This window comes from Novosphingobium sp. GW821-FHT09E05 (assembly GCF_059416165.1).
This window is the reverse complement of the sequence record NZ_JBWKOQ010000003.1, coordinates 36,509-61,393: the sequence shown is the minus strand read 5'-3', so window position 1 is coordinate 61,393 and position 24,885 is coordinate 36,509. Positions and strand designations below refer to the sequence as shown.

At 64.4% G+C, this 24,885-nt stretch carries 16 protein-coding genes; 6 read left to right on the top strand and 10 right to left on the bottom strand.

The features are described 5' to 3' along the window. Positions 1 to 79 precede the first annotated feature (79 nt). The 4 genes from AC07M9_RS14755 to AC07M9_RS14740 all read right to left on the bottom strand — a co-directional run bounded on the left by AC07M9_RS14755 (position 80) and on the right by AC07M9_RS14740 (position 6,679). Positions 80 to 1,303, bottom strand: a complete 1,224-nt coding sequence (locus tag AC07M9_RS14755; protein WP_494884604.1) for an autotransporter outer membrane beta-barrel domain-containing protein — start codon at positions 1,301 to 1,303, stop codon at positions 80 to 82. Between the two features lie 286 nt (positions 1,304 to 1,589). Then, positions 1,590 to 2,150: a 2OG-Fe(II) oxygenase gene (locus tag AC07M9_RS14750; protein WP_494884602.1), complete on the bottom strand. Its 561-nt coding sequence runs from the start codon at positions 2,148 to 2,150 to the stop codon at positions 1,590 to 1,592. A 57-nt stretch (positions 2,151 to 2,207) separates the two neighbouring features. Further along, complete coding sequence (locus AC07M9_RS14745; protein ID WP_494884600.1) at positions 2,208 to 3,908, bottom strand: ShlB/FhaC/HecB family hemolysin secretion/activation protein; 1,701 nt, start codon at positions 3,906 to 3,908, stop codon at positions 2,208 to 2,210. Positions 3,909 to 4,345: 437 nt separating this feature from the next. Continuing rightward, complete coding sequence (locus tag AC07M9_RS14740; protein WP_494884598.1) at positions 4,346 to 6,679, bottom strand: thiamine pyrophosphate-binding protein; 2,334 nt, start codon at positions 6,677 to 6,679, stop codon at positions 4,346 to 4,348. A gap of 139 nt (positions 6,680 to 6,818) precedes the next feature. On the opposite strand from AC07M9_RS14740, the gene AC07M9_RS14735 reads away from it, so the two are divergent. Next, entirely contained in the window at positions 6,819 to 7,286 is a 468-nt protein-coding gene (locus tag AC07M9_RS14735; protein WP_494884596.1) for an Lrp/AsnC family transcriptional regulator, read from the top strand. A gap of 1 nt (position 7,287) precedes the next feature. Here the strand turns inward: AC07M9_RS14735 and AC07M9_RS14730 are convergent, their stop codons facing one another. The 3 genes from AC07M9_RS14730 to AC07M9_RS14720 all read right to left on the bottom strand — a co-directional run bounded on the left by AC07M9_RS14730 (position 7,288) and on the right by AC07M9_RS14720 (position 11,692). Continuing rightward, complete coding sequence (locus AC07M9_RS14730) at positions 7,288 to 9,336, bottom strand: transglycosylase domain-containing protein (RefSeq protein WP_494884594.1); 2,049 nt, start codon at positions 9,334 to 9,336, stop codon at positions 7,288 to 7,290. Positions 9,337 to 9,407: 71 nt separating this feature from the next. Next, a complete protein-coding gene (locus AC07M9_RS14725; RefSeq protein WP_494884593.1) occupies positions 9,408 to 10,601 on the bottom strand; it encodes a mechanosensitive ion channel family protein in 1,194 nt (397 codons plus the stop codon). Between the two features lie 326 nt (positions 10,602 to 10,927). After that, the gene (locus tag AC07M9_RS14720) at positions 10,928 to 11,692 is read right to left on the bottom strand and encodes an SDR family NAD(P)-dependent oxidoreductase (RefSeq protein WP_494884591.1); all 765 of its coding nucleotides are present in this window, start codon (positions 11,690 to 11,692) and stop codon (positions 10,928 to 10,930) included. A gap of 473 nt (positions 11,693 to 12,165) precedes the next feature. Between AC07M9_RS14720 and AC07M9_RS14715 the strand changes: the two genes are divergently transcribed. Beyond that, entirely contained in the window at positions 12,166 to 13,287 is a 1,122-nt protein-coding gene (locus AC07M9_RS14715) for a hypothetical protein (protein ID WP_494884589.1), read from the top strand. Between the two features lie 253 nt (positions 13,288 to 13,540). Here AC07M9_RS14715 and AC07M9_RS14710 read toward each other — a convergent pair whose 3' ends face one another. Both AC07M9_RS14710 and AC07M9_RS14705 read right to left on the bottom strand, forming a co-directional pair. Then, a complete protein-coding gene (locus AC07M9_RS14710; protein WP_494885043.1) occupies positions 13,541 to 14,521 on the bottom strand; it encodes a ParB/RepB/Spo0J family partition protein in 981 nt (326 codons plus the stop codon). Positions 14,522 to 14,689: 168 nt separating this feature from the next. Beyond that, on the bottom strand, positions 14,690 to 15,907 hold the full coding sequence (locus tag AC07M9_RS14705; protein WP_494884587.1) for an AAA family ATPase: 1,218 nt from the start codon (positions 15,905 to 15,907) through the stop codon (positions 14,690 to 14,692). Positions 15,908 to 16,458: 551 nt separating this feature from the next. Here AC07M9_RS14705 and AC07M9_RS14700 point away from each other — a divergent pair. Beyond that, positions 16,459 to 17,760: a replication protein RepA gene (locus tag AC07M9_RS14700; RefSeq protein ID WP_494884585.1), complete on the top strand. Its 1,302-nt coding sequence runs from the start codon at positions 16,459 to 16,461 to the stop codon at positions 17,758 to 17,760. Between the two features lie 41 nt (positions 17,761 to 17,801). Here the strand turns inward: AC07M9_RS14700 and AC07M9_RS14695 are convergent, their stop codons facing one another. After that, complete coding sequence (locus AC07M9_RS14695; RefSeq protein WP_494884583.1) at positions 17,802 to 18,692, bottom strand: LysR family transcriptional regulator; 891 nt, start codon at positions 18,690 to 18,692, stop codon at positions 17,802 to 17,804. Between the two features lie 309 nt (positions 18,693 to 19,001). Here AC07M9_RS14695 and AC07M9_RS14690 point away from each other — a divergent pair, with 309 nt between their 5' ends. From AC07M9_RS14690 to AC07M9_RS14680, 3 genes are read left to right on the top strand one after another with little or no spacing between them, the layout of a single operon-like run. Further along, positions 19,002 to 22,202, top strand: coding sequence for an efflux RND transporter permease subunit (locus AC07M9_RS14690; RefSeq protein WP_494884581.1), 3,201 nt, complete (start codon positions 19,002 to 19,004; stop codon positions 22,200 to 22,202). Next, positions 22,195 to 23,376, top strand: a complete 1,182-nt coding sequence (locus AC07M9_RS14685) for an efflux RND transporter periplasmic adaptor subunit (RefSeq protein ID WP_494884579.1) — start codon at positions 22,195 to 22,197, stop codon at positions 23,374 to 23,376. Before AC07M9_RS14690 ends, AC07M9_RS14685 begins: the two co-directional genes overlap by 8 nt. Then, positions 23,369 to 24,799, top strand: coding sequence for an efflux transporter outer membrane subunit (locus AC07M9_RS14680; RefSeq protein WP_494884578.1), 1,431 nt, complete (start codon positions 23,369 to 23,371; stop codon positions 24,797 to 24,799). The genes AC07M9_RS14685 and AC07M9_RS14680 overlap by 8 nt, the downstream gene beginning before the upstream one ends. The last annotated feature ends 86 nt before the right edge of the window (positions 24,800 to 24,885 follow it).

The window sequence follows — 24,885 nt, the reverse complement described above, 5'->3', positions numbered from 1 at the left end:
GAATGCAGAATCGTCCTGCCGCGAAGACTATGTCCGGATCGGCTCTATCAAACGGCTCGCTGTCCGGCTCTTGCTCGGATCAGAAGCGACGACTGGCAGTGACCGCGAAACCGTGAACTCGGCGATCATTTGAAAACTCGCCCGAGTACGAGAGGCAAACCGCCGTGCGCTCGCCATGGACGGCACTCACACCCGCGCCGAAGATGGCCGCGTCGCGGTCGTAACGGCCGGCAGGCAGCGTAAAAATCGGGGTGCCGCCGCTCGCGAACGTTGCTTCGATGCGACTGTCGGGATGCGATCGCAATTCGCGTTGCCATTGGGCATCGACCATGGGGCGAAGCGTCCAGTTGCCTCTGTGAAGTGTAGCGGAGGCGCGCAGACCAAGAGTGCTTCGCACCGACTCGGTCTTGAATTTGGCAATCGCCAGGGAAGCCGCGCCTCCGCTCTCTACTATGCCGCCGAGGTCGGCATAGCGGTATTGCAGCCCGGCGAAGGGTTGCGCCCGAAGGGCGCCGAGCTGCAGGATGCCGCCAGCCTCGGCAGAAGCTGAGGCGTTATCGCCTTCCGCTCCGGCCTGCAGCTGGCTGTTGAACCCGGTCCACGAAATCTGACGGCGCAGCTGGTACCAGCTGCGGGTATATCCGGCGGTTGCGTCGACGTAGAAACGCCCCTTGGTATAGCTGGCGTACGGCGTCACCCCCGCATTGAACACGGTGCTACGCGGTCGCTGACTGCGATCGAGATTGGCGTCTACGCCATCGATGCCGATCGACGCGCCCACGATCAGGCCGTTTAACGGCGCTATGTCGAAGCCCGCGCGTACCGAACGACTGTCGGAGTTGGCTGACGGCCGATCGATACGCGCCTTGTAGTTGCCCTGTTTCAAGCCATAGCCGAACATCGCGGTGATCGTCTTGTCGCCGCTCGTGGGAACTGCCGCCGATGCGTCGAGCATCATCTCGCGCCGTTGCGCCAGGTAGCCGCGGATTTCGCGATCGATGGCGTCCATCGACTGGATCGAAAGCCGCGGCATCAAACGGTAGTTCCGAGGCCCCAACTGTCCCAGCGCATCGGCGCGAGACTCGCTGGGTAGAGCATCAAGAGTACCGAGCATCTGGGCATAAGGGCTGGCATCCGAATTTACGACCGTATCCAGCGCCCCGGCAACGGAAGCCTCACCGGGTGTCGTCGCGTCGGAACCGTAGGTTTGCGCCTGCGCAGAGGAGCCACAAATTGCGGCAAGCGCCGCCAAAATCCCGACGCACAGGCGGGCTATCGCAGTCAAGGACAGGATTTTTTGCAAGATCATTTCCTTCGCTGGACCCAGGGGTGATGGACGGCAGTGTATGTTCGCAAGAATAGTGAAGCAGGGCCGGTGCTTTGCCAGCCGAACTAGCCTCGTTCCGAAGACATCCAGGAGTCGCGACTGGCACGGATGTTTGCGCACTTTGCGTTCAATTTTGTGCCTCGCGGCACTGCCCTCTGTCCTATCATTTTGCCCTTTCCTTCGAATTGCGCAGGGGAGAGGGTATAATCCTGATGCCACAAGACGAGCATCCCCGTTGTGGCTGCGATTGGCGCGGCAGACTTCAGCGCCAGTTCGGACCTTCCACCCAGGTCACCAGACTGCGGCGCAATCCATCGGTTACCGGAAGGACCCGATGCTGGAGAAAAGATGGAAAGATCAGCAGACTGCCGCGTCCGGTGAAAGTGGTCGCAGGACTTTGAATGCCGAAGAACTCGAACTCGCCGCCCTTGTAATCCTCTGGGGATGACAATTGCACGACGACCGAGAGCTTGCGGGCGTAGGGACGTGGGGATTCCATCCAGACGTCATGATGCCAATCGTAGTGACCCTTGTTGGTCGCACGGTATTCTGTGAACTGAAGTTCGTAGGGCGCCGCGATATCGACACCGAAGTTAGTGCGGTTGGAAGAGTGCACGAAGTCCATGACGCGGCTGACTATTTCCTTTTCGCGGAATACGTCAAACCAGCGAATGGTGGAGGTGCGGTACCCGCCGTCGCTACGGAGACTTTCAGAAAAGCCGACGGTCGCCTCCGCTGGCGCGTAATGTTCCGCGCGCGCAACGATGGCATCGCACTCGGCCTCGGAGAGGGCATCGGGCCAGACTTCCCAGATGTTCTGCATGGTAATGTCCTGTTCGCCGCTGAAGCGAGAGTTTTGCGTATACGCAAAACGGCGGTGTCAGAGTGTGCGGGAGACGCTGAAGAAGAAGCGCGCCTTTTTGCTCATCCCGTCAAAAGGACTCTTGACAGGTATGGCAAGTTGTGCTGTCGCAAGCCATCCCTTGACAGGTGCAATTCTTGCACCTCCGCCGGCCGAGGCCAGGGTATAATTGCTATCGGGCAACCGGTAGACGGGCCGGGCGTAGGAATTCGCTATCGCACCGTCGGCGTAAGCGAATATGGTCAGCCCGCGAGCATCGGCCTTTCCGCCCAGAACCCTGTAGGATACCTCGGCGCCCGCGGCGGCGGCCTTGTCGGCGGTGAGGAAACCATCGCGGAACGCGAGGCCGGCCCCTTCACCGCCCAGCACGAACCGTTCGGTCGTAGGCAACAGGTCCGCGCTATATTGCGCGCGCAGGGTTGCTTTCGCCGCCAGCCTTGGGCCGATTTCCTTTATGAGGGTCGCCTGGAGGTTCGCCTTGCGGAAGCCCGTCTCGGAATAACCCACTATCGGCCGCGCGCCCAATGCATCGAGGCCCTGGCTCAGGCTGAGAGAAACGCCGTAACCGCTGGTCTTGCCGATCGATGACCAGTTCGCACCCAGCCGGACCGCGCGGGTACGAAAGCCGCCGAATGCGGTATCGAGATAATAGTTATTGCTGTTGGTGCCGTCGAGCGAGGCGGTCAGCGACAGGTTGCGCTTATATGAGCGGATAAGCGGATGGACGATCACGGCTCCCAGCTGCTTGGCCTTGCCCAGGATTTCCAGACCCCGGGTGCGGGTACGAACGTAGCCCCCGCTCAACCCCAGTGTCGTTCCGCTCGATCCGATCGGCGTCGAGTGGCTCGCCGAATAGAACTGGTAGCGGTGCGGCTCGAACGGGACGTAGCCTGATAGACGCGTGCTGTCGCCTTCGCGCAGCAGACCGTTGACCGCCACGGCCACCTGCGCCTGGATGCCCGTAGTGACGTTGAAGACGCCCCGGTTATTGAGGTTGAGCGTCACTTCGACCTGCTTGCGCTTCACATCGAGATCGAGTGCCAGTTCGCCAGGGTTGGCCGTGCCGCGCAAGTTCGCCTCAACCGTCTGGCCGGGAATGTCCCGCAGCAGCGACAGCGTGCGCTCGACCGTCGACTTGTGCGTCGGCGTCTCGCGCATGAGGCGGCGGACGTGCGCGTCGATCAGGTGCCTGGGGGTGCTGCGGGTCTCGCTCGCCAGCTTGTATTCGACGATGCGCCCTTCGACCACGCGCACGACGAGCACGCCGCCGGCGCCCGATTGGGCGGGAATGCTCACGGCGTAGAATGCGATGTCGCTCTGCGCGTAAGCGGCGCTCACCGCGTTCGCGAGCTTCTGCAGGGTGTCGCGGTCTAGCGGCGAGCCGACGAACGGCCGCGTCGCGGCGTCGAGCGTTTCGGGAGCGAGCGTGGCGCCTTCGTAGCGGACCTGGGTCAGGGCGACCTGCGCCGGAGCGGCCGCCGCGACGCTGACCGCAGCGGACGGCAGCTGGGCCGGAGCCGCGGCGCGCGGAACGGCGGCATCCACGCGGTCGAGACGGTCGCGATTGAGCGTGGGGGACTCGTTGACCTCGGGCGCCGTGCCCTGCGCCAGCGCCGGTTGCACCAACGCCGCCAAGGCAGCGCCGATGGCGAGCAGGCTGCCGCGCAGCGATCGGTGCCGGGCCGCCCTCCCGTTCGTGGTTGTAGAAAGTGCCCTCATGATACGCGGCTGCCCTGCCCGATCTTCGCCAATGGGTGCGGTATGCGCCCTTGCCGGTTAGACTACGGACGCGCGGCGTGGGTTCACGCGCAATTGGAGCCGCTCCGGCCCTATGACCCCGCCGATGGCGCAAAAGGGCGCGCGAGGCGTGGAATGCACCCGCGGATCCCGCGCAAAGTCCGCTCTGGGCGCAGCCTGATACCCGGTTTTGCGCGTTTTCGAGACTGCGGGGGGTGAGGGATTCCCGGATACGACCTGAAGGAAAACCAGTCGGATCGGCTGCGATATGATTGCGACCCTGCCGATACGACGCGGTCTGCCTGGCCGACTGCGCGCGTTTTCCGCCGAACCTTCCGCCATTGCGAGCGTAGCGGAGCGATCCGGGACGGTCCGCGCGGCCCTGATCGCGCTGCTAACTCGCAATGGCGAGGTCGATCCTAGAGGAACAGCTCGGCCGCAGCGTCGATGATCGCTTCGGCGTCGAGGCGATAGGTGCGGTAGAGGTCCGGCAGGTCGCCGGTCTGGCCAAAGCGGTCGGTGCCGAGCGGACTGGTGCGCATGCCGGTGACGCCGCCCAGCCATGACAGCGCGCCGGGCGAGCCGTCGAGCACGGTGACGAGGCCGGCCCCAGGCGCCAGCGCCTCCAGCAGTGTTTCCGCATGGCACGGCTCTGGCCGCACGCCCTTCCAGCGCGCCGCGCGGCGCGCCGACCAACCGCGATGGAGCAGGTCGGGCGAGGTGACGTTGAGCAGACCAAGGCCGGGAAGGTCGTCGGCGAGCTGCTCCCAGGCCGACAGCGCCTCGGGCGCGACGGTCCCGGAGAAGGCGATTGCCGCCTGCGCGCCGGGCGCGGGTTTGCGCAGCCAGTAGCCGCCCTTGAGCGCGTCTTCGCGCCACGTCTCGTCCTCGCGCGCGATTTGCGGGATCACACGGGTCGACAGGCGAAGGTAAACCGAGCCGCCGTCGTCGCGCTGCATGTGTTCGAAGGCCCAGCCCATGATCAGCGCCAGTTCGTCGGCGAAGGCGGGCTCGAAGTAGGTCAGGCCCGGCTGCCCCATGCCGATCAGCGGGGTGTTGATCGACTGGTGCGCACCGCCCTCCGCCGCCAGCGTCAGGCCCGCCGGGGTGCCGACGAGCAGGAACCGCGCGTCCTGGTAGCAGCCGTAGTTCAGCGCATCGAGGCCGCGCGCGATGAAGGGATCGTAGACGGTGCCGACCGGCAGCAGCCGCGTCCCGAAATGCGGGGCAGCCAGGCCGAGCGAGGCCAGCAGGGTGAAGAAGTTGCTCTCGGCGATGCCCAGTTCGATGTGCTGGCCCGCGCCGTGCGCCCGCCACTTCTGTGCCGAGGGGATTTTCGCCTTGTGGAACACGTCGACCAGTTCGCTGCGGCGGAACAGGCCGCGCTGGTTGACGAAACCGCCCAGGTTGGTGGTCTGCGTGACGTCGGGCGCGGTGGTGACGATGCGGTCGCCCAGTTCCTCGCCCGACTTGGCGATATCGAGCAGGATGCGTCCGAAGGCGGCCTGCGTGGACTGCTCCTGGCCTTCGGGCGCCGCCAGCAACGGCACCGAGATCATCGGTGCGGCGGGCTCCGGGTCCTTGCGGGCAAGCGCGCTCTGCTTGACGAAAGCCTCGAGCCGGGTGGCGGCATTGTCGCCGAGGCCGCCCCAGGGCTCCCACTCGCGGCCCGGCTCAATGCCCATGCTCGCCCGGAAATGCTCCATCTGAGGCGGGTTCATCATGCCCGAATGGTTGTCCTTGTGCCCGGCGAGCGGCAACCCGTGGCCCTTGACGGTATAGGCGATGAACAGCGTCGGCCGGTCGTCCTGGCAAGCGTCAAAGGCCTCGACCAGCGACTGGATGCAGTGCCCGCCAAGGTTGGTCATCAGCGCGGCGAGACCGTCGTCGTCGAAGCTGTCCAGCAGCGCCTTCACCTGCGGCTTTTCGCCGATGTCGGCCATGAGCCGCCCGCGCCAGGCCGCGCCGCCCTGGTAGGTCAGCACCGCGAAGTCGGCGTTGGGGCACTGATCGATCCATTCCTCGATCGCCTTGCCGCCGGGCCGCTTGAATGCCTCGCGCTGGAGCTTGCCGTACTTCAGCGTGACGACCCGCCAGCCGCAGGTTTCGAAGATGTCGTCGAAGCGGCGGAACATGCGGTCGGCCGTCGTGCTGTCGAGCGACTGGCGGTTGTAGTCGACCACCCACCAGCAGTTGCGCAAGTCGTGCTTGTAGCCCTCGATCAGGCACTCGTAGATGTTGCCTTCGTCGAGTTCGGCGTCGCCCATCAGCGCGATCATGCGCCCGGCGTCCTCCTCGCGGACCTGGTCGTGGGCGATGAGATAATCCTGGACCAGGCTGGTGAAGGCGGTGATTGCCACCCCGAGGCCGACCGAGCCGGTCGAGAAGTCGACCGGAATCGTGTCCTTGGTGCGCGAAGGATAGCTCTGCACGCCGCCGAGGCCGCGGAAACGCTCCAGCTTGTCCTGCGACTGGTTGCCCAGCAGATATTGGATCGCGTGGAGCACCGGCCCGGCATGCGGCTTGACCGCTACCTTGTCCTGCGGGCGCAGCGCGTGGAAATAGAGCGCGGCCATGATCGCGGTCATCGAGGCGCAGCTGGCCTGATGGCCGCCGACCTTCAGGCCGTCGCGCTTGGGGCGCAGGTGGTTGGCATTGTGGATCGTCCAGGCCGATAGCCACAGCAGGCGCTTCTCGAGCGCCTCGAGCGTGTCGACGAGTTCGTCGCGATCGCGGGAAATCGTATCGGCCATGGTTTCAGTCCCTCAACGCAGCGCTCGCCGGCGCAGAGGCAGGATACATCGGCGCGAGTAGCATGTCCTTGCCAAGTCGTGCCGGGATGCACTAGATATTGGCAGCTTCTGCCGATATCTGTTCTCAAGGCGCCATATCATGCCAAGCCATGCTCTCGACTCCCTCGACAGGCGCATCCTCGAACAGGTCCAGTCCGACGGGCGCATCACCAATCAGGAACTCTCGGAGCGGGTCGGCCTGTCGCCCTCCCCCTGTCTGCGGCGGCTGAAGCAGCTGGAAAGCGACGGCGTGATCACGCGCTACGTGGCGCTCGTCGATCCCGAGGCGGTGGGCCTTGGCGTCACCGCGTTCGTCCGCGTCCGCCTCGACCAGCAGGGCGACCGCCACCTGGAGGCTTTCGAGGAAGCGGTGATGGCGTTCCCCGAGGTCATGGAATGCTACCTGATGACCGGCGAGGCGGACTACCAGCTGCGCGTGCTGGTGCCTTCGCTCGGCATGTTCGAGGACTTCCTGCGCTCGAAATTGACCCGCATCGGCGGCGTGGCACAGGTCACGACCAGCTTCGCGCTGCGGCCGGTGGTATACCGAACCAAGATCCCGGTCTGAGTTACGGCGAGGGAGACGGCGACGACGTGATCTTCGGCGCTGGCGTGGCCCCCTCGCCCGGCCCGACCCGCAGCCCCTGCCCGTCCAGCCGAAGGTCGAGCGGCACGCCTTCGACCTTCGTACTGAGGACTGCCTGCCCGTCCTCGATGCGGATATGGCTGTCGTCGCCGACCGGAATGTCGCCGATCTCCGGCACGTCGAGCGGCTGGACCGGACCATCGGGGTCTGCCGCCTTCGGACGCGGTGTCGGCCGCTCGCCCAGCGCATCGCGCATGAAGTCGCGCCAGATGCGGGCGGGTATGGTGCCGCCCGACACGCCCTTGAGCGGCGAGTTGTCATCGTTGCCGACCCATACGCCGACCACGAGGTCGCCCGAATATCCCACGAACAGCGCGTCACGGTTCTCCTGGCTGGTGCCGGTCTTGCCGAAGTTGGGTCCGCGCAGCATCGCCGCGTGGCCGGTGCCGCGGTTGATCGTGGCGCGCAACATCCCCTCGATCGCCTCGTGGTCGTGCGAGGAAAGACTGCGCTTGCCGTCTATGAGCCAGTCGAACCACCCCGCCTCGGGCACCGGAAACGCGCGCGGCGCCACCGGGAAGCTGTTGGCGGCGACACCCGCGTAGGCCGAGGTCAGTTCCATGAGCGTCATGGTTGCGGTACCGAGCGCCAGGCTGGGATCGCCTGCCGGCAGCGGCGAAGTGACGCCCAGGCGCCGCGCCATGTCGATGACCGCCTCGTCTCCCACTTGCGAGAACAGGCGAACGGCCGCGACATTGCTCGACCGCGCGAAAGCATCCTCCAGCGTGATCGTGGGCGAATAGGCGCCGCCGGCGTTCTGCGGGCGGTACGATCCGCTCTCGATCGGCGTATTGGCAATCGTGTCCTCGGGATCCATCCCTGCCTTCAGCGCGGCGAGGTAGACGAACAGCTTGAAGGTCGATCCGGGCTGGCGCCGGGCCTGCGTGACGCGGTTGAAGGGGCTGGCGGAATAGTCCCGCCCGCCCACCATCGCCACGACTTCGCCGTTCTTGCGCATCGCCACCAGCGCCACCTGCATCCCGCCCCCGGCCTCGCGGATGGCGCGGTGCGCGGCGGCCTGGAGCCGGGAATCCAGCGTGGTGCGATAGGTCTGCCCGGCATAGCCCGCCGCCTCGATCTGCCGTGCCTGCGGGAGCGCCCAGTCGGCGAAATAGGTGCCGGTCGGCAGTTCGCTGCGGTCACGCACATCGAGCCGGGGCGTGGGCACCGCCCTCGCCTCCTGCGCGGTCATGTAGCCCGCCTCGACCATAGTCTGCAGCACCAGCCGCATGCGCTTTTGCGAGAGCGCAAAATTGTTGGTCGGCGCCAGTTTGGAAGGCGCCTTCATCAGCCCCGCCAGCAAGGCCCCCTGCCCCTCGGTCAGCTTCTCGGGCTGACGGTGGAAGTAGTGCATCGAGGCGGCACGCAGGCCGTACGTGTTGTCGCCAAAGTAGGCGTTCGAAAGGTAGCGCTCGAGGATTTCGTCCTTGGTCAGCCACGCCTCGAGCCAGAACGCGATCAGCAGTTCGCGCGCCTTGCGGGTCATCGACCGCTCGGCGGTCAGGAAGGTGAACTTGGCGAGCTGCTGCGTGATCGTGCTGCCGCCCTGCGTGCTCCCACCGGTGAGATTGCTCCAGGCGGCGCGGGCGATCCCGCGGGGATCGATGCCCCAGTGCGTGTAGAACCGCCGGTCCTCGATGGCGAGGAAGGCATGGACGACATGCGGCGGCAGCTTCGACACGTCGACCGGCGCATCGGTGATCGCCCCGTTGCGCGCGATCGGGGTGCCGTCGGCCGCCAGCAGCGTGATCTCGGGCGGCGCGATGGGCTGCAGCGACTTCGAGAGCGGCGCGGTCACGGCCAGATACCCGATCGTCGCGACCAGCAGGAACAGCGCCGCCGCCAGACCCAGCTTGATCCGCTTCCACAACGACTTGCGGGGCGCCGATACGACCGGCGTCCCCGCAACATCGGGGACGGCCGGCATCGACGGTTCGTGCGGATCGGCGGCGATGTGTCCTGAAATCTCCATCGCCGGGCAGAGCTATACGAATTTCGGGAAGCTTGCATCCCCGAACAGCGGGGAACGCAGAGCTTTATGCTCTAGCTGTGTATCCGCTCGCGCGCCGCCGGCAGTGCGTCCGGACTGGCGGAATAGGGCATGATGAGCGTCCCGTCGGGGGCTGCCGTCAAGGTTGTCTGGGTAGGATAGGGAATCGAGATGCCCTCCTGCGCGAAGCGCTTCATGATCGCGACCACCAGCCTGTCGCGCAGCGGATGCGCGATGCTCCAGTCCTTGCCCGGCACATCGACCAGCAGCGAGAAGTCCAGCGAACTGGCGCCGAAGCTCTCGAACCCGGCGCGCGAGGCCCTGCCGCCCTCGGCCTCGACCAGTTCCTTGAGGATCGCGGGAACGCGCGCCAGCGTCTCCGGCGGCGTTTCGTAGGCGACCCCGATCGTGAACGGCATGCGAATGTGATCCCGCCCGCTGACGTTGAGGATTTCCTTGTCGAGCAGGTTCTTGTTCGAGATGATCCGCAGTTCGCCGGTATAGGCGCGGATGCGCGTGGACTTGAGGCCGATCGCCTCGATCGTGCCGGAACTGCTGTCGAAGCTGACCTGGTCGCCCTTGCTGAACGGCCGGTCGAAGATGATCGCCAGTGCCGCGAAGAGGTCGGCGAAGATGCCCTGCGCCGCCAGACCGATCGCGATACCGCCGACGCCGAGGCCCGCGACCAGCCCGGTGACGTTGACCCCCAAGTTGTCGAGCAGCACAACCGCCGCCACCGCGAACACCACCACGCTGACCAAAAGGCGGATCAGCCCCATCGCGTTGATGATCGCCTCGCCCTGGAAATGCTCGGCGGACGTGCGGTGCTCGATCGCGCCGAGGATGAACTCGCGCGCCCAGATGGCGCCCTGCAGGACTGCGGCCAGCGTGAAGAAGAAGGTGATGAACTGGTCGAGCGTCGGCGGCGTCTGGGCATATCCGTCCACCGCGCGGATCGCGACCATGATGATGAAATAGTTGGTCGTCTTCGAGACGACCCGGCCCACCACGACCAGCCAGTCGCCGCGTGTCCGGTCCGGCCGGCATAGCTTGGCGCCCAGCCGCCGCAGCGCATAGAGCGCGGTGACGATCGTGACGGCAATTACACCGGCGATGATGATCTGCAGCCAGTACGTCTGGAACCAGGCCAGCGTGGATCCCCAGAGGTCGCGCATCTGCGCGGAGATATCGCGGGCGGCAATTGCGGCCGAAGTCGAAGCGGAAGCTGGGCTGTTGGTTACGCTCATCGCGTGTTGATCATCCTGCTTTTTGTATCCACCGGACCATGCCGACGGGCCTTTCCGACCGACCGTACCGGCGGTGCTCGGACATTTGCGATCCAGTTTGCGACCCGGCCAGTTTGCAACCCGGCCAGTTTGCAACCCCGGTCGCGGCGCAGCCCGTGTAATCGTCGGACAACCCAGTTTGTTCCCGAAAGGCGGTGAAGCGGTGGCGGCACACGCACAGCCCGAGCTTTCGTCGCCGGCTCCCCTGCCGACCAGACACGCCGCCGGATCGCGCTATCGCGGCGCTAACCCATCCTTAGCGCCTTGCTAAATCGCCCGACCGCCCTTCAATCTGCCGTCCAGCCTCCGTCGACGATCATGCTGGTCCCGGTCATCAGCGCCGACGCGTCCGACGCCAGGAACACCACCGCGCCCATAAGGTCCTCAACCTGCCCGACGCGGCCCAGCTTGATCTTCGACAGGACGCTCGCCTTGAATGCCTCGTCCTCGAAGTAAGGCTTGGTGAGGGGCGTCTCTATGAAGGTCGGGGCGATGGTGTTGGATCGGATGCCGTGCGCCGCGAGGTCCAGCGCCATGGCCTTGTTCATGCCCTCCAGCGCCCATTTGGACGCGCAGTACAGCGTCCGGTTCGGCCCGCCGACGTGCCCCATCTGGGAACCCATGTGGATCAGGCTTCCCTTGACCGCCCCGGCCATCATCTGCCGGACACATGCCTGCGCCACGAAGAACGCGCTTTTGAGGTTGAGGTCGAGCACCGCATCGTAGTCCTCGTCCGTGACCTCCCACATTGGCTTGGGCCGGTTGGTTCCAGCATTGTTGACGAGGACATGGAAAGGCTCCTGCGCCTCGAAGAACGCTGCCACGGCGCCAATGTCCGACACGTCGAGTGTCGCGGCGACAGCCGCGCCGCCCTGCCCCGCGATCGCCGCCGCGGCCACCTCGATCTCGGATGCCGTACGTGCGACGAGGGTGACGTCCGCGCCCGCCTGCGCCAGCGCGGCGGCGGCGGCAAGACCGATACCCCGCCCCGCTCCAGTCACCACCGCACGGCGGCCATCGAGACGCAGACTGGGCAATTGAGGTAGCATCATGATCTTCTCTCGCTATGTCTTGGACGCTCTGTCGGGCAACAACGGCCAAACGACACCGTGCGTCAACGGGGTTGGGAGCCGGCCGAGGGTGATCGACATCGCCCCCCCCTTGCGTCACCCGCATGAATTGCCCCGTCAGGCATGACGGCAGTGCACGGCGGTTTTCGATCGTCTGTGTCCGCTTGATGCCTGCATTGTCACGCGCGTGACTGCCGTTCGTGCTGGCCTCATGATAGTGTGGAGGGGCTGCCATTGAGCGGCGCTCCATACATGTTTCCTGTAAATCCAGAACACTCGGATTGTAGCTGTCCGCCTGACGAAAACGTGGCGTCGGCGATGGCCATGGAGACCTCAACGGGAACAAAATCCAAGGCGCACCAGCAGTTGTAAATATAAATGCACTTCACTATACAATGCAACGCTCAAAGCCTTGATTTCTGCGATTCTCGTGGCATCGATCATTGTGATGAAAGATGGAAGTGACGCCCAGCGCAATTGCCGAATGTAGCGCTGCACTGGCCCTGGGCCGCCTTGATGGCGCTCTGGAGCATGGTGCGCCGCCCGCCTTGCGCATTTTCGCAGCGCGGCTGCTGCGCGAAACGCTGATCGCCACCCTTCGCCAGGAAGGTCATGCCTTCACAGAACACCGTTTCCACGCATGGTTTGCGGGCCTGACCACTCTCTCGGATACACACACCCGGCAAGAAAATCCGCCTCGGGTGCTGTGTGAAGCGGTATTCACTGAGTTGGCTCACTGTGGTTGGCCACCTCTCCAAGACATCGCGATCCGAATGAAGTCAGCGTTTCTTGCGCCGCAGGATCTGGAGGCGGAAAACGCCCACTCGCGAATTCACGCCATCGTCAGCCATGCCCGTGTCCTGGTCGAGCAGCACCGACGCGCAGCCGGGGACACGCCTTTTGCTTTGCTTTCTACGCTTTATGGCGATGTCCTGCGAAGTGTCCGCTTCGCACCGCCTGAACGACATGTCCCATCGACCAGACAAGATCTGCCGCGATGGTCTGCCGCAGAACATGCTCCTCCCCCTCTATGGGCGATCGAACTGCAATGTGGCGAGGATCTGCACGCGGCGGGCTTTCTGTGCATCCCCCTCCCCGTGATGGGCTTGATCGGCGTGGATGCGCTGAGAGAAAACAGCCCTGAGATCGCCCGGATCAAACGAGCCGATGCGCTATGCAAAATAGCTCAGGACATGCTCCAAAAACTTCGTGAAGCATCGCCGCTATCGCAATCCATGCGACAGCGCCCGGCGGGCCGTCGCAGGTCATCGCGCGCGCCGGCCTTGTGGGAAGTCCTGGCCGGGTTCGGTCCCATGCGATCGGCCCAAATGGAAAGCGTGCTTGGGGCAAGCCGGCTGGGGGTACGCGGAATGATGGCTACGCTCGAAAGCGACGGGCTGGTCGAGCGCAGGACAATTTCCGGATCAATCCTTTATTCCGCATCCATCGGCCATCGCGCAAGCTTGGGAATATCGGGCGATGCCGGGGAACTTGCATTCTCGGCAGATGCTCTGGACGACTTCGACAAGTCGATTGCCCTGCTCGATAACCTGCTGGCACGCGGTGCCAAGAACTGAATCGCAGGAGGCCCGGGGGGATCATCCCAGGCCAATCTTTGCCCTAGCTCGCACCACTTCCTGTTCAAAACCTCAATTTCAACGTCGCCGCAAACACACCCTACAGCGCCAAAATGACAAATTCTGGCCCAAAGTGCCTCTAGCCGAAAAACGCGCTCCAAAACCCTCTAACGGCATTTTCGAGACATTTGGCCTTTTGTCGCCCGAAAACTGACCCACGATGCCCGCACGCATCGGCAAGCGCGCACATCTTCTAATCCGCCATCAACCGCCGGATCGCCGCCAGAACCTCGTCCACCGAAGCACCCGACTTAGGCAAGACCCGCAAGGTCAGTCCGCTTCGAACAGAGCGAGTGTAACGCAGCATCGGCTTTCCATTCGCCGCCTTCACCACCGACTCGGCATCATCCTTGACCTTGGCCTTGGCGACAGTGGCCTTGACGAGGCGCCTAGCTACTTCCGGACCGCTGAGCTTGGTGCCCAAATCTGACCGCTCATCACCGATCAGCCTGGCCTCCTGAGCCATCAGCGCCAGCGCGCGCGCGTCGCCCGCGAGTGGCTTGATATCGCGCGCAACGCGCACGGTGATCTCGTGCGTGTCCGCGAAGGCCTCGACGATCTCCGCTGGGAGGCGAGCGACGTCGAGCAGACGGCTGAGCCACGAACGCGAAATCTTGAGATGCTCTGCCATCTCGCTCTGCGACCCGTCGTAGAATTCGTCGAGCGCCCGCATGTACTCCTTCGCCCGCTCCCAATCCGAGATATCCTTGCGCGAGCGGTTCTCGATGTCGGAGACACGGAACGCCTCTTCGTCGGACACGTGCTGTATCGTGACGAGGTATTCGAAATCAGGATGGTGATGCGCCCGCAGCCACTGCACGGTCCACCAGCGCCGTACCCCGGCAATGATCTCGAAGTCATGATCGGGATCGTTCTGGAGGCGGCGAACGATTGCGGGGATGCGCTGCTTCTTTGCCGACAGAAAAGCATCGATGAGATCGCGGCACGTCTCCTCGTCGAGATGATCGAGGTCACGGTTGTGAAGACGCCAGGGACGGCATCGGGCGGGATCGACCCACTCGGTCCGATCGGTGACGACCTTGCCCGCAGCCAACCTCGCGAGCGTCTGGCTGCGGCTCGCCATGATGCTTTCGGACGGCATCGACACATCCAGATCCGCGTCGTCGAGACCCTCTGTCAGGCTACTTCCGAAGCCGCGATTACCCTTGCTCATATCACCGTCCTTCTTGAAGAAATCGCGCTGCAGGTGACCGGTTGCCACGTGGCAACAACGATGCAGAAACGATTTCCCTATGCCTGTCGCTCAATTTCACACTGAGCGAATTGTCATACATTGGGTTGAAATATATGGATTAAATTCCCCGTTGCCACGTGGCAACCGTCAGCCGATCTTTCCCGCGCGGCTGGCCCATGTCCGCAAAACATCCTGCTCGATATCGTGACAAACATCGTTCAGGAACCTGATGCAGCGGTTGTGCACTTCATGCGAGGTCACCGGTCGGTCGAGCTCGTAGACCGTCTTCATTCGCGAACTGGCATTGTCGATCTCGGCGCTGACCTTGAGGACCGAATTGATCATAGAACCGCCGAAGACCTGACGCATCATCGAAAGGATTTCGCGATGCATCGACTTGCTTTCGTCGACGCGGCTGCCGACCAGCCGGATAAAGTTGTAAGCCGGCTTGACCCTGCCGCCCAGCTTCTCCAGCTGCCGCATGGTGGTGCGCGCCATGTCGATGAACGACACCGTCGAGGCGAAGTCGATCACGCTGGGCGGCGCCGGGATGACCATCGCATTGGCGGCCTGAAGCACTGCCATCGACACCATGCCGAGCGCCGGCGGCGGATCCATGATGACGATGTCGTAGTCGTCGACCACGGTGTCGATGGCCTGTCCGATCAGGTCGATGACATCGAAGCTCTGGTTCTGGGCCAGGTAGCCCGCGATCTCATATTCAAGATTGTAGAGCTTGAGGTTCGCCGGAATCAGATCGAGCCCATGGAAATGCGTCTTGCGAATGATCGAGCGCACACCCAGCAGTTCTGGATTGTGGAAATGCCCATAGAGCGTGTCGTCTTCGCCGAGGTCGACGTCCGGGCGATAGCCGAACATCATTGTGGAGCTGGCCTGGCTGTCGCAGTCGATGAACAGGACCCGGTAACCCCGAATCGCAAAATGCTGCGCGAGATGGAGGGCCAGGGTCGACTTGCCGACACCGCCCTTGAAATTGGAGATCGAGATGATCGCCGGAACATCGTCGGGTGCGCGCCATGGCCTCGTGCCAAATACGGCGCGCATGTGATCGAGTTCTTCCAACGTATACTGCACCCGATGCCCTGATGCCGTACGGTCGCGTTCCGGCAGCCGGCCATCGCGTTCGGCTTCGCGGATAGCGGAAGCCGTGCGGCCGACCAGCGACGCCGCCTTGGAGATGGAGAAGGATGGTCCGACCTTCTGTCCAGTCTCAGGGTCGAGCGCACCGTCACGAATGCGCTTGAGGATGGTGAGGGCCTTGCGATGAAGGAGATCGAGGCTGTCTTCGAGCAATTCATCGCCGAGGACGTCGGAGCGGGCATCGGATGCGGGATGGGTCGCCATGAATACCATTCTTGTGGGATTGAACGGCGACGATACTCGTGTTGGAAGTTTCGAGCAACGATCGTCCACCAGCGTTACAAATACGCCGATGATCTCCGAGCCGTTCGGCCTCATAATATGGGATCCAGGCGATAACGTCATGTTCCATCACCGATGATCTCGGTGCGCTTTGGAAGATAGTTAAGCCTCAGGCCATCAGAGCAGCGGGGAATCGCGGCTATCTGACGAAGGAACGCTGCGAACCGATGATTTCGGTGCAGGCCGATGATCCCGGTGCAATTTCCCGATGATCTCCGAGCCGACGTCACCGATGATCTCAGAGCGCATACCTATAACAGGAATCCCTAATCAAATCCGATTCGCGAATCGGCGTTTGAGATAATGGTGCAAATAGAGCCCCGGTCCAACAGACCGCTCCGAGATCATCGGTCTGTTTGTAGGTTTCAACCGCCTAAGTCCGCCAAAACTGCCAACGTGCTTGCCAATCTGCGTCAAACCTGTTGTTTAAACCCACATGACAGCCCCTTGAGTCGGGGCCAGGGCAGGGTAGAATGAACGGAGATACCACCAAGCCGATCGGACACCAGTACGCCCTCGCCATGTTGGACGGGGGCGAGGAACAGGTTCGTACGCTTGCCAGGCACGCTGGATCGCAAATCACCATGGATGCATTCCTGCGCGTTCAGGATGAAGAACCGGTGCCGGCATTTCTCCACTCTGCGCTTTGCGCCATGTCGCTGCCGACCAAGCGGCCCAAGGACGACACGCAACCCATTCTGCGTGAGGATGGCAAATATGCGCTGGCCATCAATCCCCGGCCGGTGCTGCAGACGGTTGATGGCAAGCCCGTTCTGAAAAGCCTGGGTGTGCCTTACGGCGCCTATCCGCGCGTTGCGTTGATCTATCTCCTTTCGCAAGCCGTGACCAAGCGGTCGCGAGACGTCTACCTCGGCCGCAACTTTACCGAGTGGATGCGGCGGTTGGGTTACCAGACCGTTTCCTACGGACCGCGCGGAACAGCAAACCGGATGCGCGAACAGGTGGACCGGTTGCTCGCTTGTGAATGGCAGATCCGCTGGGACGGCACGGAGGCGGATGACAACGCCTTTGCCGTACGCGACGTGAAGATATCCAACGAATATGCCGGTTCACTTCAGAAAAACGGCGCTTTCGCGCGGGAAATCCGCATGTCGGAGGTGTTTTACAGCCATCTGATCGAACATGCGGTGCCGCTCAACGAGATCGCCATTCGCGAGCTCAAGGGTACGCCCACCGCGCTCGATCTCTACACATACCTCGCTTATAGACTGCCGCGTATCAGCAGCAGCAAGGGGCAGACAATTTCGTGGGATCAGCTTGCGCGCCATCTCGGCAACGAGGCGGATAGCAAGCGATTCCGGCAGACCGTGCGCGAGACGATGCAGCTCGTTTCCGCCGTCTATCCCAATGCCGATGTTGATCTGTCAGGCCGCAAGGTCGTACTCAATCCGTCACCGGCCCCGCTCGAACGCAAGCTGATTGGTCCTCACTTGCGCCTGTTGGGGGCCCCGGCGGCGGAAACGGCACCGAGATCATCGGTGCCCGCGAAGACGGGCTCCAAAGGCACGCCTGCTCTTGTCGAAGCCACTTGTGCTTTTCCGACTGGAAGCCTCAGTTTCGGTAATCGCGAAGCGCCATTCCGCAGGATCGGTGTGGACAAGGGTCATCCGTGGTCGGTCGATCAAATGGCGGATGCTTTCAGGTCAGGATTTCCGGGCATCAGCCGAGAACGGAGCGAAACCGAGTGGCTGCGGGTGTGGGAGGCATTCGTCGTCAGCTATGCCAAGCGACGGGCGAATTCCGATGGCGAATGACCGATGATGTCCGAGCCGTTTCAAGGCCTGCATACCAGCCGTCATTTGCCCTGCTGATCGATCAGTTTCCGGAAGTTTAGCGTCGCGGGGGATCCCTCCCGCAGATGGAACATCAGTAACTGGCTCGAAAACGGCATCTCGATGTGCCGGAAGACAAGCGTGTCGACGTTGAGCCGCGCCAACGAACGCGACAGAATGGTAACGCCCAGCCCTGCCGCCGTCAGCCCGACCAACGTCCCGAAACTTGCTGCCTCAAGCGTAACCTTGGGGCGGAAACCCAGGATCTCGCAGTGGGCCATCAGCATTTCGTTGAAGCCTGCGCCGTTCATCGACCCGAACAGAATGAGCGGTTCCTCCTGAATGTCGGCGAGGTATAGGGCGCGGCCGAAATTGGCCAGATGGTGATCGCGGCGCATCGCCAGCACCATGCCTTCGCGCTGGAGATGCAGCGCCTCCATTTGGGGAGGCAGCTCCAGGGCTGAGAACGCACGCACGATGCCAATGTCGAGCGTACCGCGTTCGACCCCGACGATCTGTTCGTCGCGAGGAAGTTCGTTCAGTTCGACGCTGACTGCCGGAAACGAGCGCCTGTAGCGGGCGAGGGTGTCCATGATGTTGGTGATGAATGGCACGGAAGGAGAAAGACCCAGGCTCAAGCGGCCGACCTCGCCGGTGTGCGCAAGGCGCGCAATACGGGCAGCGCGCTCGGCCTGTGCCAGCGTTTCCTGGGCTTGTGGGAGGAACTGCCGGCCTGTTTCCGTCAACTGCACACGCCGACTGGTCCGATCGAACAAGCGAACGCCGAGTTCCTCCTCGAGAATACGTATCTGCTGGCTGAGCGGCGGCTGCGAAATGCCGAGGCGCTGGGCCGCATTGCCGAAATGCAGCTCCTCGGCGACGCAGACGAAATAGCGAAGATGGCGCAATTCCATGGTAAGCTCGAGCCTACGATTGAGAGGTTTGGGATATCAATCAAGCCCGTTTATATATTGGACACAAAAGAGTGAAGCGAGCATCCGCGGAAATGCGAGGGCATCTCCTTGCAGCTTGGTGGCATGCCTGTTCCTCACCGGGATCGGCGACCGCTTCGCCTTCCTGCAAAAGCGCCTAAACACACATAAGCAGGACCTTGGACGGTCGTAGCAGCGACTGAGCGCGAGGCGGCAGACACGGGAGCGGATGGCGTCGAGGCTTCGTAAGACACGGGGCAGGTCCGTGCGGCGCGGTGAACGGAGAAGTCGATGATCGGTATCGTCAAAGTCGCCCTCAACCGCCCGCTGACGTTTATCGTCATGGCCATCCTGATTGCCGTGGGCGGCATCCTGGCGGCGCTGAGAACCCCGATCGACATCTTTCCCGAGATCAAGGTGCCGGTGATCGCCGTCGCCTGGTCCTATGCGGGGCAGCCGCCGCAGGAGATGACCGACCGGATGGTCACGCCGTTCGAGCGCGTGCTGACGACCACCGTCAACGATATCGAGCACATCGAGAGCCAGTCCTATCAAGGCATCGGCGTCGTCAAGATTTACTTCCAGCCCACCGTCGACATCCGCACGGCGACGGCTCAGGTCACCTCGATCTCGCAGACCATCCTGCGGCAGCTTCCGCCCGGTTCGAGCCCGCCGGTCATCATCAACTATTCCGCCTCGACGGTGCCGATCCTGCAGCTGGCGATGTCGGGCAAGGGCCTGTCGGAGCAGCAGCTGTTCGACATCGGCCAGAACCAGGTCCGCCCGAACCTCGTCACCGTGCCCGGCCTCGCGATGCCCTATCCTTCGGGCGGTCGCCAGCGGCAGGTCCAGATCGACATCAACCCGCAGGCGCTGCAGGCGAGGGGGCTTTCGGCGCAGGACGTGGGAAACGCGATCGCCGCGCAGAACCAGATCAATCCGGCCGGCTTCGTCAAGATCGGTGCCACCCAATACAGCGTGCGCCTGAACAACTCGCCCGCTTCGATCGACGCGCTCAACGAGCTACCGGTGAAGGTCGTCAACGGCGCCACGATCTACATGCGCGACGTCGCTTTCGTGCGCGACGGCAGCGCGCAGCAGCAAAACGTCGTCCACGTCGATGGCGGGCGCTCGGTGCTGCTGACGGTGTTCAAGAACGGCGCGGCCTCGACGCTGGCGGTGGTCGAGGGGGTCAAGGACAAGCTTCCCGACATTCAGAAGACGCTGCCGGAATCGCTCAAGATCCTCGGCGTAGGCGACCAGTCGCTGTTCGTGAAGGCCGCGGTGAGCGGCGTCATCCACGAAGGCGCGATCGCCGCCGCGCTGACCTCGCTGATGATCCTGCTGTTCCTCGGCTCGTGGCGTTCGACGGTTATCATCGCGCTGTCGATCCCGCTGGCGGTGCTTGCGGCGGTCGCGGCGCTGGCGCTGTTCGGGCAGACGCTGAACGTGATGACGCTGGGCGGGCTCGCACTCGCGGTCGGCATCCTCGTCGACGACGCGACGGTGACCATCGAGAACATCAACTGGCACCTCGAGCAGGGCAAGGGCGTGATCGAATCGATCCTCGACGGCGCCGCCCAGATCGTGACGCCGGCCTTCGTCTCGCTGCTGTGCATCTGCATCGTCTTCGTCCCGATGTTCTTCCTGCCGGGCGTCGCGGGCTATCTCTTCGTGCCGATGGCGCTGTCGGTGGTCTTCGCGATGATCGCCTCATTCGTCCTGTCGCGCACCCTGGTGCCGACCATGGCGATGTATCTGCTGAAGCCCCACCAGGCCCACGACGAGAACATCCACAACGCCGGCGAACCCGGCTCGGCCAACATGTTCGTGCGCTTCCAGCGCGGCTTCGAGGCGCGCTTCGAGAAATTGCGCGCGGGCTACATCGGCATCCTGCACCGCGCATTGAATGCGCGCCGGGGCTTCATGATCGCATTCATGGCTGTGGTAGTGGTGTCGTTCGGGCTGATGCCGTTCCTGGGCAGCAACTTCTTCCCGACCGTCGATTCCGGGCAGGTCGCGATGCACGTCCGCCTGCCTTCAGGCACCCGCATCGAGACCGCCGCATCGCGCTTCGAGGAGATCACCCGCGAGGTGCGGCGGATCGTCCCGGCCGACCAGGTGGCGACGATCACCGACAACATCGGCCTGCCGGTCAGCGCGATCAACACCATTTACAGCAACAGCGGCACCATCGGACCGCAGGACGGCGACGTACTTATCACGCTCAAGGAAGGCCACGCGCCGACCGAGGGTTTCGTCGCCGCACTGCGGGAGCAGCTTCCCCGCCGCTTCCCCGGCGCGACCTTCGCATTCCTGCCGGCCGACATCACCAGCCAGATCCTGAACTTCGGATCGCCTTCGCCGATCGACATCCAGATCGCGGGCAGGGACGTCGCTGCCTCGCGCGAGTATGCGCACAAGCTCATGGCGAAGCTGGCGCGCGTCCCCGGCCTCGCCGACCTGCGCATCCAGCAGCCGGCCCACGCCCCGCAGCTCAGCGTCGAGGTCGACCGCTCACGCATCGGCCAGTACGGCTTGAACGAGCGTGACGTGACGACCAGCCTTGCAAGCTCGCTGGCAGGCACCTCGCAGACCGCGCCGGTGTTCTTCGTCAACCCGGAGAACGGGGTGTCCTACCCGGTCGTGGCGCAGGCGCCCGAATACCAGGTGGGCTCGATGAACGCGCTGTCCGACATCCCCGTGTCGGGCGCTGCGGGCATTCCGACCCAGCCGCTCGGCGCGCTCGCCACCCTGACGCGGTCGAGCACGACGCCGGTCGTCTCGCACTACAACATCCAGCCGGTGATCGACGTCTACGCGACGACGCAGGGCCGTGATCTCGGCGGCGTGGCGGCGGACGTGCAGCAGGCGATCCAGTCGCTCGAGAAGGAACAGCCAAAGGGCGCGACCGTGACGATCCGCGGCCAGTTCCAGACGATGAACACGGCCTTTTCCGGCCTCGGCTTCGGCCTGCTCGGCGCGATTTTCCTGATCTACCTGCTGATCGTCGTGAACTTCCAGAGCTGGGTCGATCCCTTCGTCATCATCACCGCGCTGCCCGCCGCGCTGGCCGGCATCGTGTGGATGCTGTTCGCCACCGGCACCACATTGTCGGTGCCGGCTCTGACCGGCGCGATCATGTGCATGGGCGTGGCGACCGCGAACTCGATCCTCGTCGTCAGCTTCGCGCGCGAGAAACTGGCCGAGACCGGGGACGCCTTCGAAGCCGCGATCCAGGCCGGCCTTGTGCGCTTTCGCCCCGTGCTCATGACGGCGCTCGCGATGATCATCGGCATGGCTCCGATGGCGTTCGGAATGGGTGAAGGGGGGGAGCAGAACGCGCCTCTCGGCCGCGCCGTGATCGGCGGCCTCGTCTGCGCGACGATCGCCACCTTGTTCTTCGTCCCCGTCGTGTTCAGCTTCGTCCATCGCCGCCGCCAGGGCCGCGAGCGAACCTCTCCTGTGGAAATGCAGCCCAGCCATGCTTGAACCTGAGACTCTCAACAATTCCGGCCCCGACAGCCGCACCCTCAAGCGCGTCGGGATCGGCGCCGCCGTCGTCGCCGTGGCGCTCGTGGGCTTCGGCATCGCGACCCGGATCAATGCCACCAGCGATCTCGAGGATGTCGCGCAGAAGGCCTCCGTGCCCACCGTCGCCGTCGTCTCGCCGACCAGTGCCGAGGGCGGGGAAGGGCTGGTGCTGCCCGGCACGATCCAAGCCTACAACAGCGCCGCGATTAACGCACGGACCAACGGCTACGTGCGCCGCTGGCTGGCCGACATCGGCGATCATGTGCAGGCAGGCCAGACGCTCGCGATCCTCGATGCGCCGGAAATCGACCAGCAACTCGCGCAGGCCAGGGCGGACTACCAGACGGCGGTGGCAAACCAGCGCTTGGCCGCGACCACGTCGAAGCGCTGGAATTCGATGCTGGCGCAGGATGCCGTCTCGCAGCAGGAAGCGGACGAGAAAGCCGGTGACCTCGCCGCCAAGACGGCGTTCGCCAATGCCTCGCTCGCCAGCGTGCGCGAACTCAACGCCAAGCAGGGATTCACCCGGTTGGTGGCGCCGTTCAGCGGCGTGGTGACGAGCCGTTCGGCGCAGATCGGCGCTTTGGTCGTCGCGGGCAACGCGGCCACGCAGCCGCTGTTCACCGTGTCCGACGTGCACCGCATGCGCATCTACGTGCGGGTGCCGCAGGTCTACTCCTCGCAGGTGCGAGCCGGGATGCAGGCCAAGCTCAGCCTGCCCGAGTTCCCCGGCCGCGAATTCGCCGCGACGCTGACTCGCAGCGCCAACTCGGTCGATGCCCAGTCCGGCGCCATGCTCATCGAGCTTCAGGCCGACAACGGCGAGGGCGCTCTGAAGCCCGGCGCCTATGCCCACGTCCATTTCCCCATCGACGGGGCAGGGGGCGGCCTGCGCCTGCCTGGCAGCGCGGTGCTCCCCGCCGAGGACGGCCCGAGCGTCGCCATTCTCGGCAGCGACGGGCGCGTTACCCTGCGCCGCGTCACCATCGCGCGCGACGAGGGCAAGACGGTGCTGATCTCGGTCGGCGTCAAGGTGACCGACAAGGTGATCGACTCGCCGCCGGACTCGATCCGCACAGGCGACCGCGTACAGGTCGCGGCGCCTGACAAGGGGGCCAAGCCCAATGGCTAGGCGGTGGCTCGCGCTCTCGGCGGCGACACTGGTCCTGTCGCTGGGTGGCTGCTCGATGGCGCCCGACTACCAGCCGCCGCAGACTGCTGCGCCCACGCAGTTCAAGGAAGTGGCCGGTTGGACCGGCGCCACGCCGCGCGACGGCGAGGTACGCGGCGCATGGTGGGACGCCTTCGACGATCCCGTCCTTTCAGACCTTGAACAGCGCGCCGCCACCGCCAGCCCGACGCTCGCCGCTGCGCTGGCCCGCTACGACGCGGCGCGCGCTGCCGCCCGTGTAGAGGAGTCCGATCTCTATCCGCAGGCCGGCGTGAGCGGCGATGTTTCGCGCGAACGCCTCTCGCGGGGCCGTCCGCTCAGCACGGGGACCGCGCGCGAATACAGCGACTACGTCGTCGGCGGTTCGATCGCCTACGAACTCGACCTGTGGGGCCGCATCCGCAATCAGGTGCGCTCGGCAAAGGCCGAAGCACAGGCGAGCGAGGCTGATCTCGCTTCCGCCCGGCTCAGCCTTCAGGCCGCCGTCGCCGACGCCTATTTCCGCCTGCGGGGCCTGGATGCGCAGGCGCAGCTGCTGGACCGCTCGGTCGACGCGTTTGCCCGCGCCTATGACCTGACCTCGAAACGGCACAGTGGCGGCATCGCCTCGGGCATCGACGTGAATCGTGCCCGGACCGTGCTCGGAAATGCGCGCGCACAGGTGGCCACCATCGCCAACCAGCGCGCGGCGACCGAGCACGAGATCGCCGCGCTCGTCGGCGAACTGGCGTCCGGCTTCACGCTCGCTGCCAACGTCCAACTGCTCGACCCGCCCGCAGTGCCGACGGCCACGCCGTCCGAACTGCTGCAGCGCCGCCCCGACATCGCGGCGGCAGAGCGCCGCGTCTTCGCCGCCAATTCGCGCATCGGTGTGGCCCGCGCCGCATTCTTCCCCTCGCTCACGCTTGGTGCGTCGGGCGGCTGGGAGACGACCGGGGGCAACCTGCTCACCACGCCCAACACGTTCTGGGCGCTCGGCCCGCTCACGAGCCTACTCACCGTGTTCGACGGCGGGCGGCGCACGGCGCAGGTCAATATCTCGCGCGCGGAATACGAGGAAACCGCCGCCGACTACCGAGGCACGGTGCTGGCCGCCTTCCGCCAGGTCGAGGACGCGATCGCGGCGATCCGCCACCTGTCGGACGCCTCGGTCGCGCAGCATGAGGCTGCCGAGGCTGCGCAGCGCACCAGCGACATCGCCATGTCGCGTTACCGCGACGGCGCCTCCGGTTACCTGGACGTGGTGACCGCGCAGACCGACGCGCTCGAAGCACAGCGCGCCTATCTCTCGGTGCAGACCCAAAGGATGCAGGCGAACGTCGAACTGGTTCGGGCGACAGGCGGCGGGGTTCCCGCCGGGCCGGCGATTGCGGCGTCACGCTGAGGCTCCATTCGGCCAAATGGGCGCCCTGCCTCGGACGAGGCTGCCTTCGTTTCCGGGCGGCGCATTTGCGTAGACGGCGGCCGATT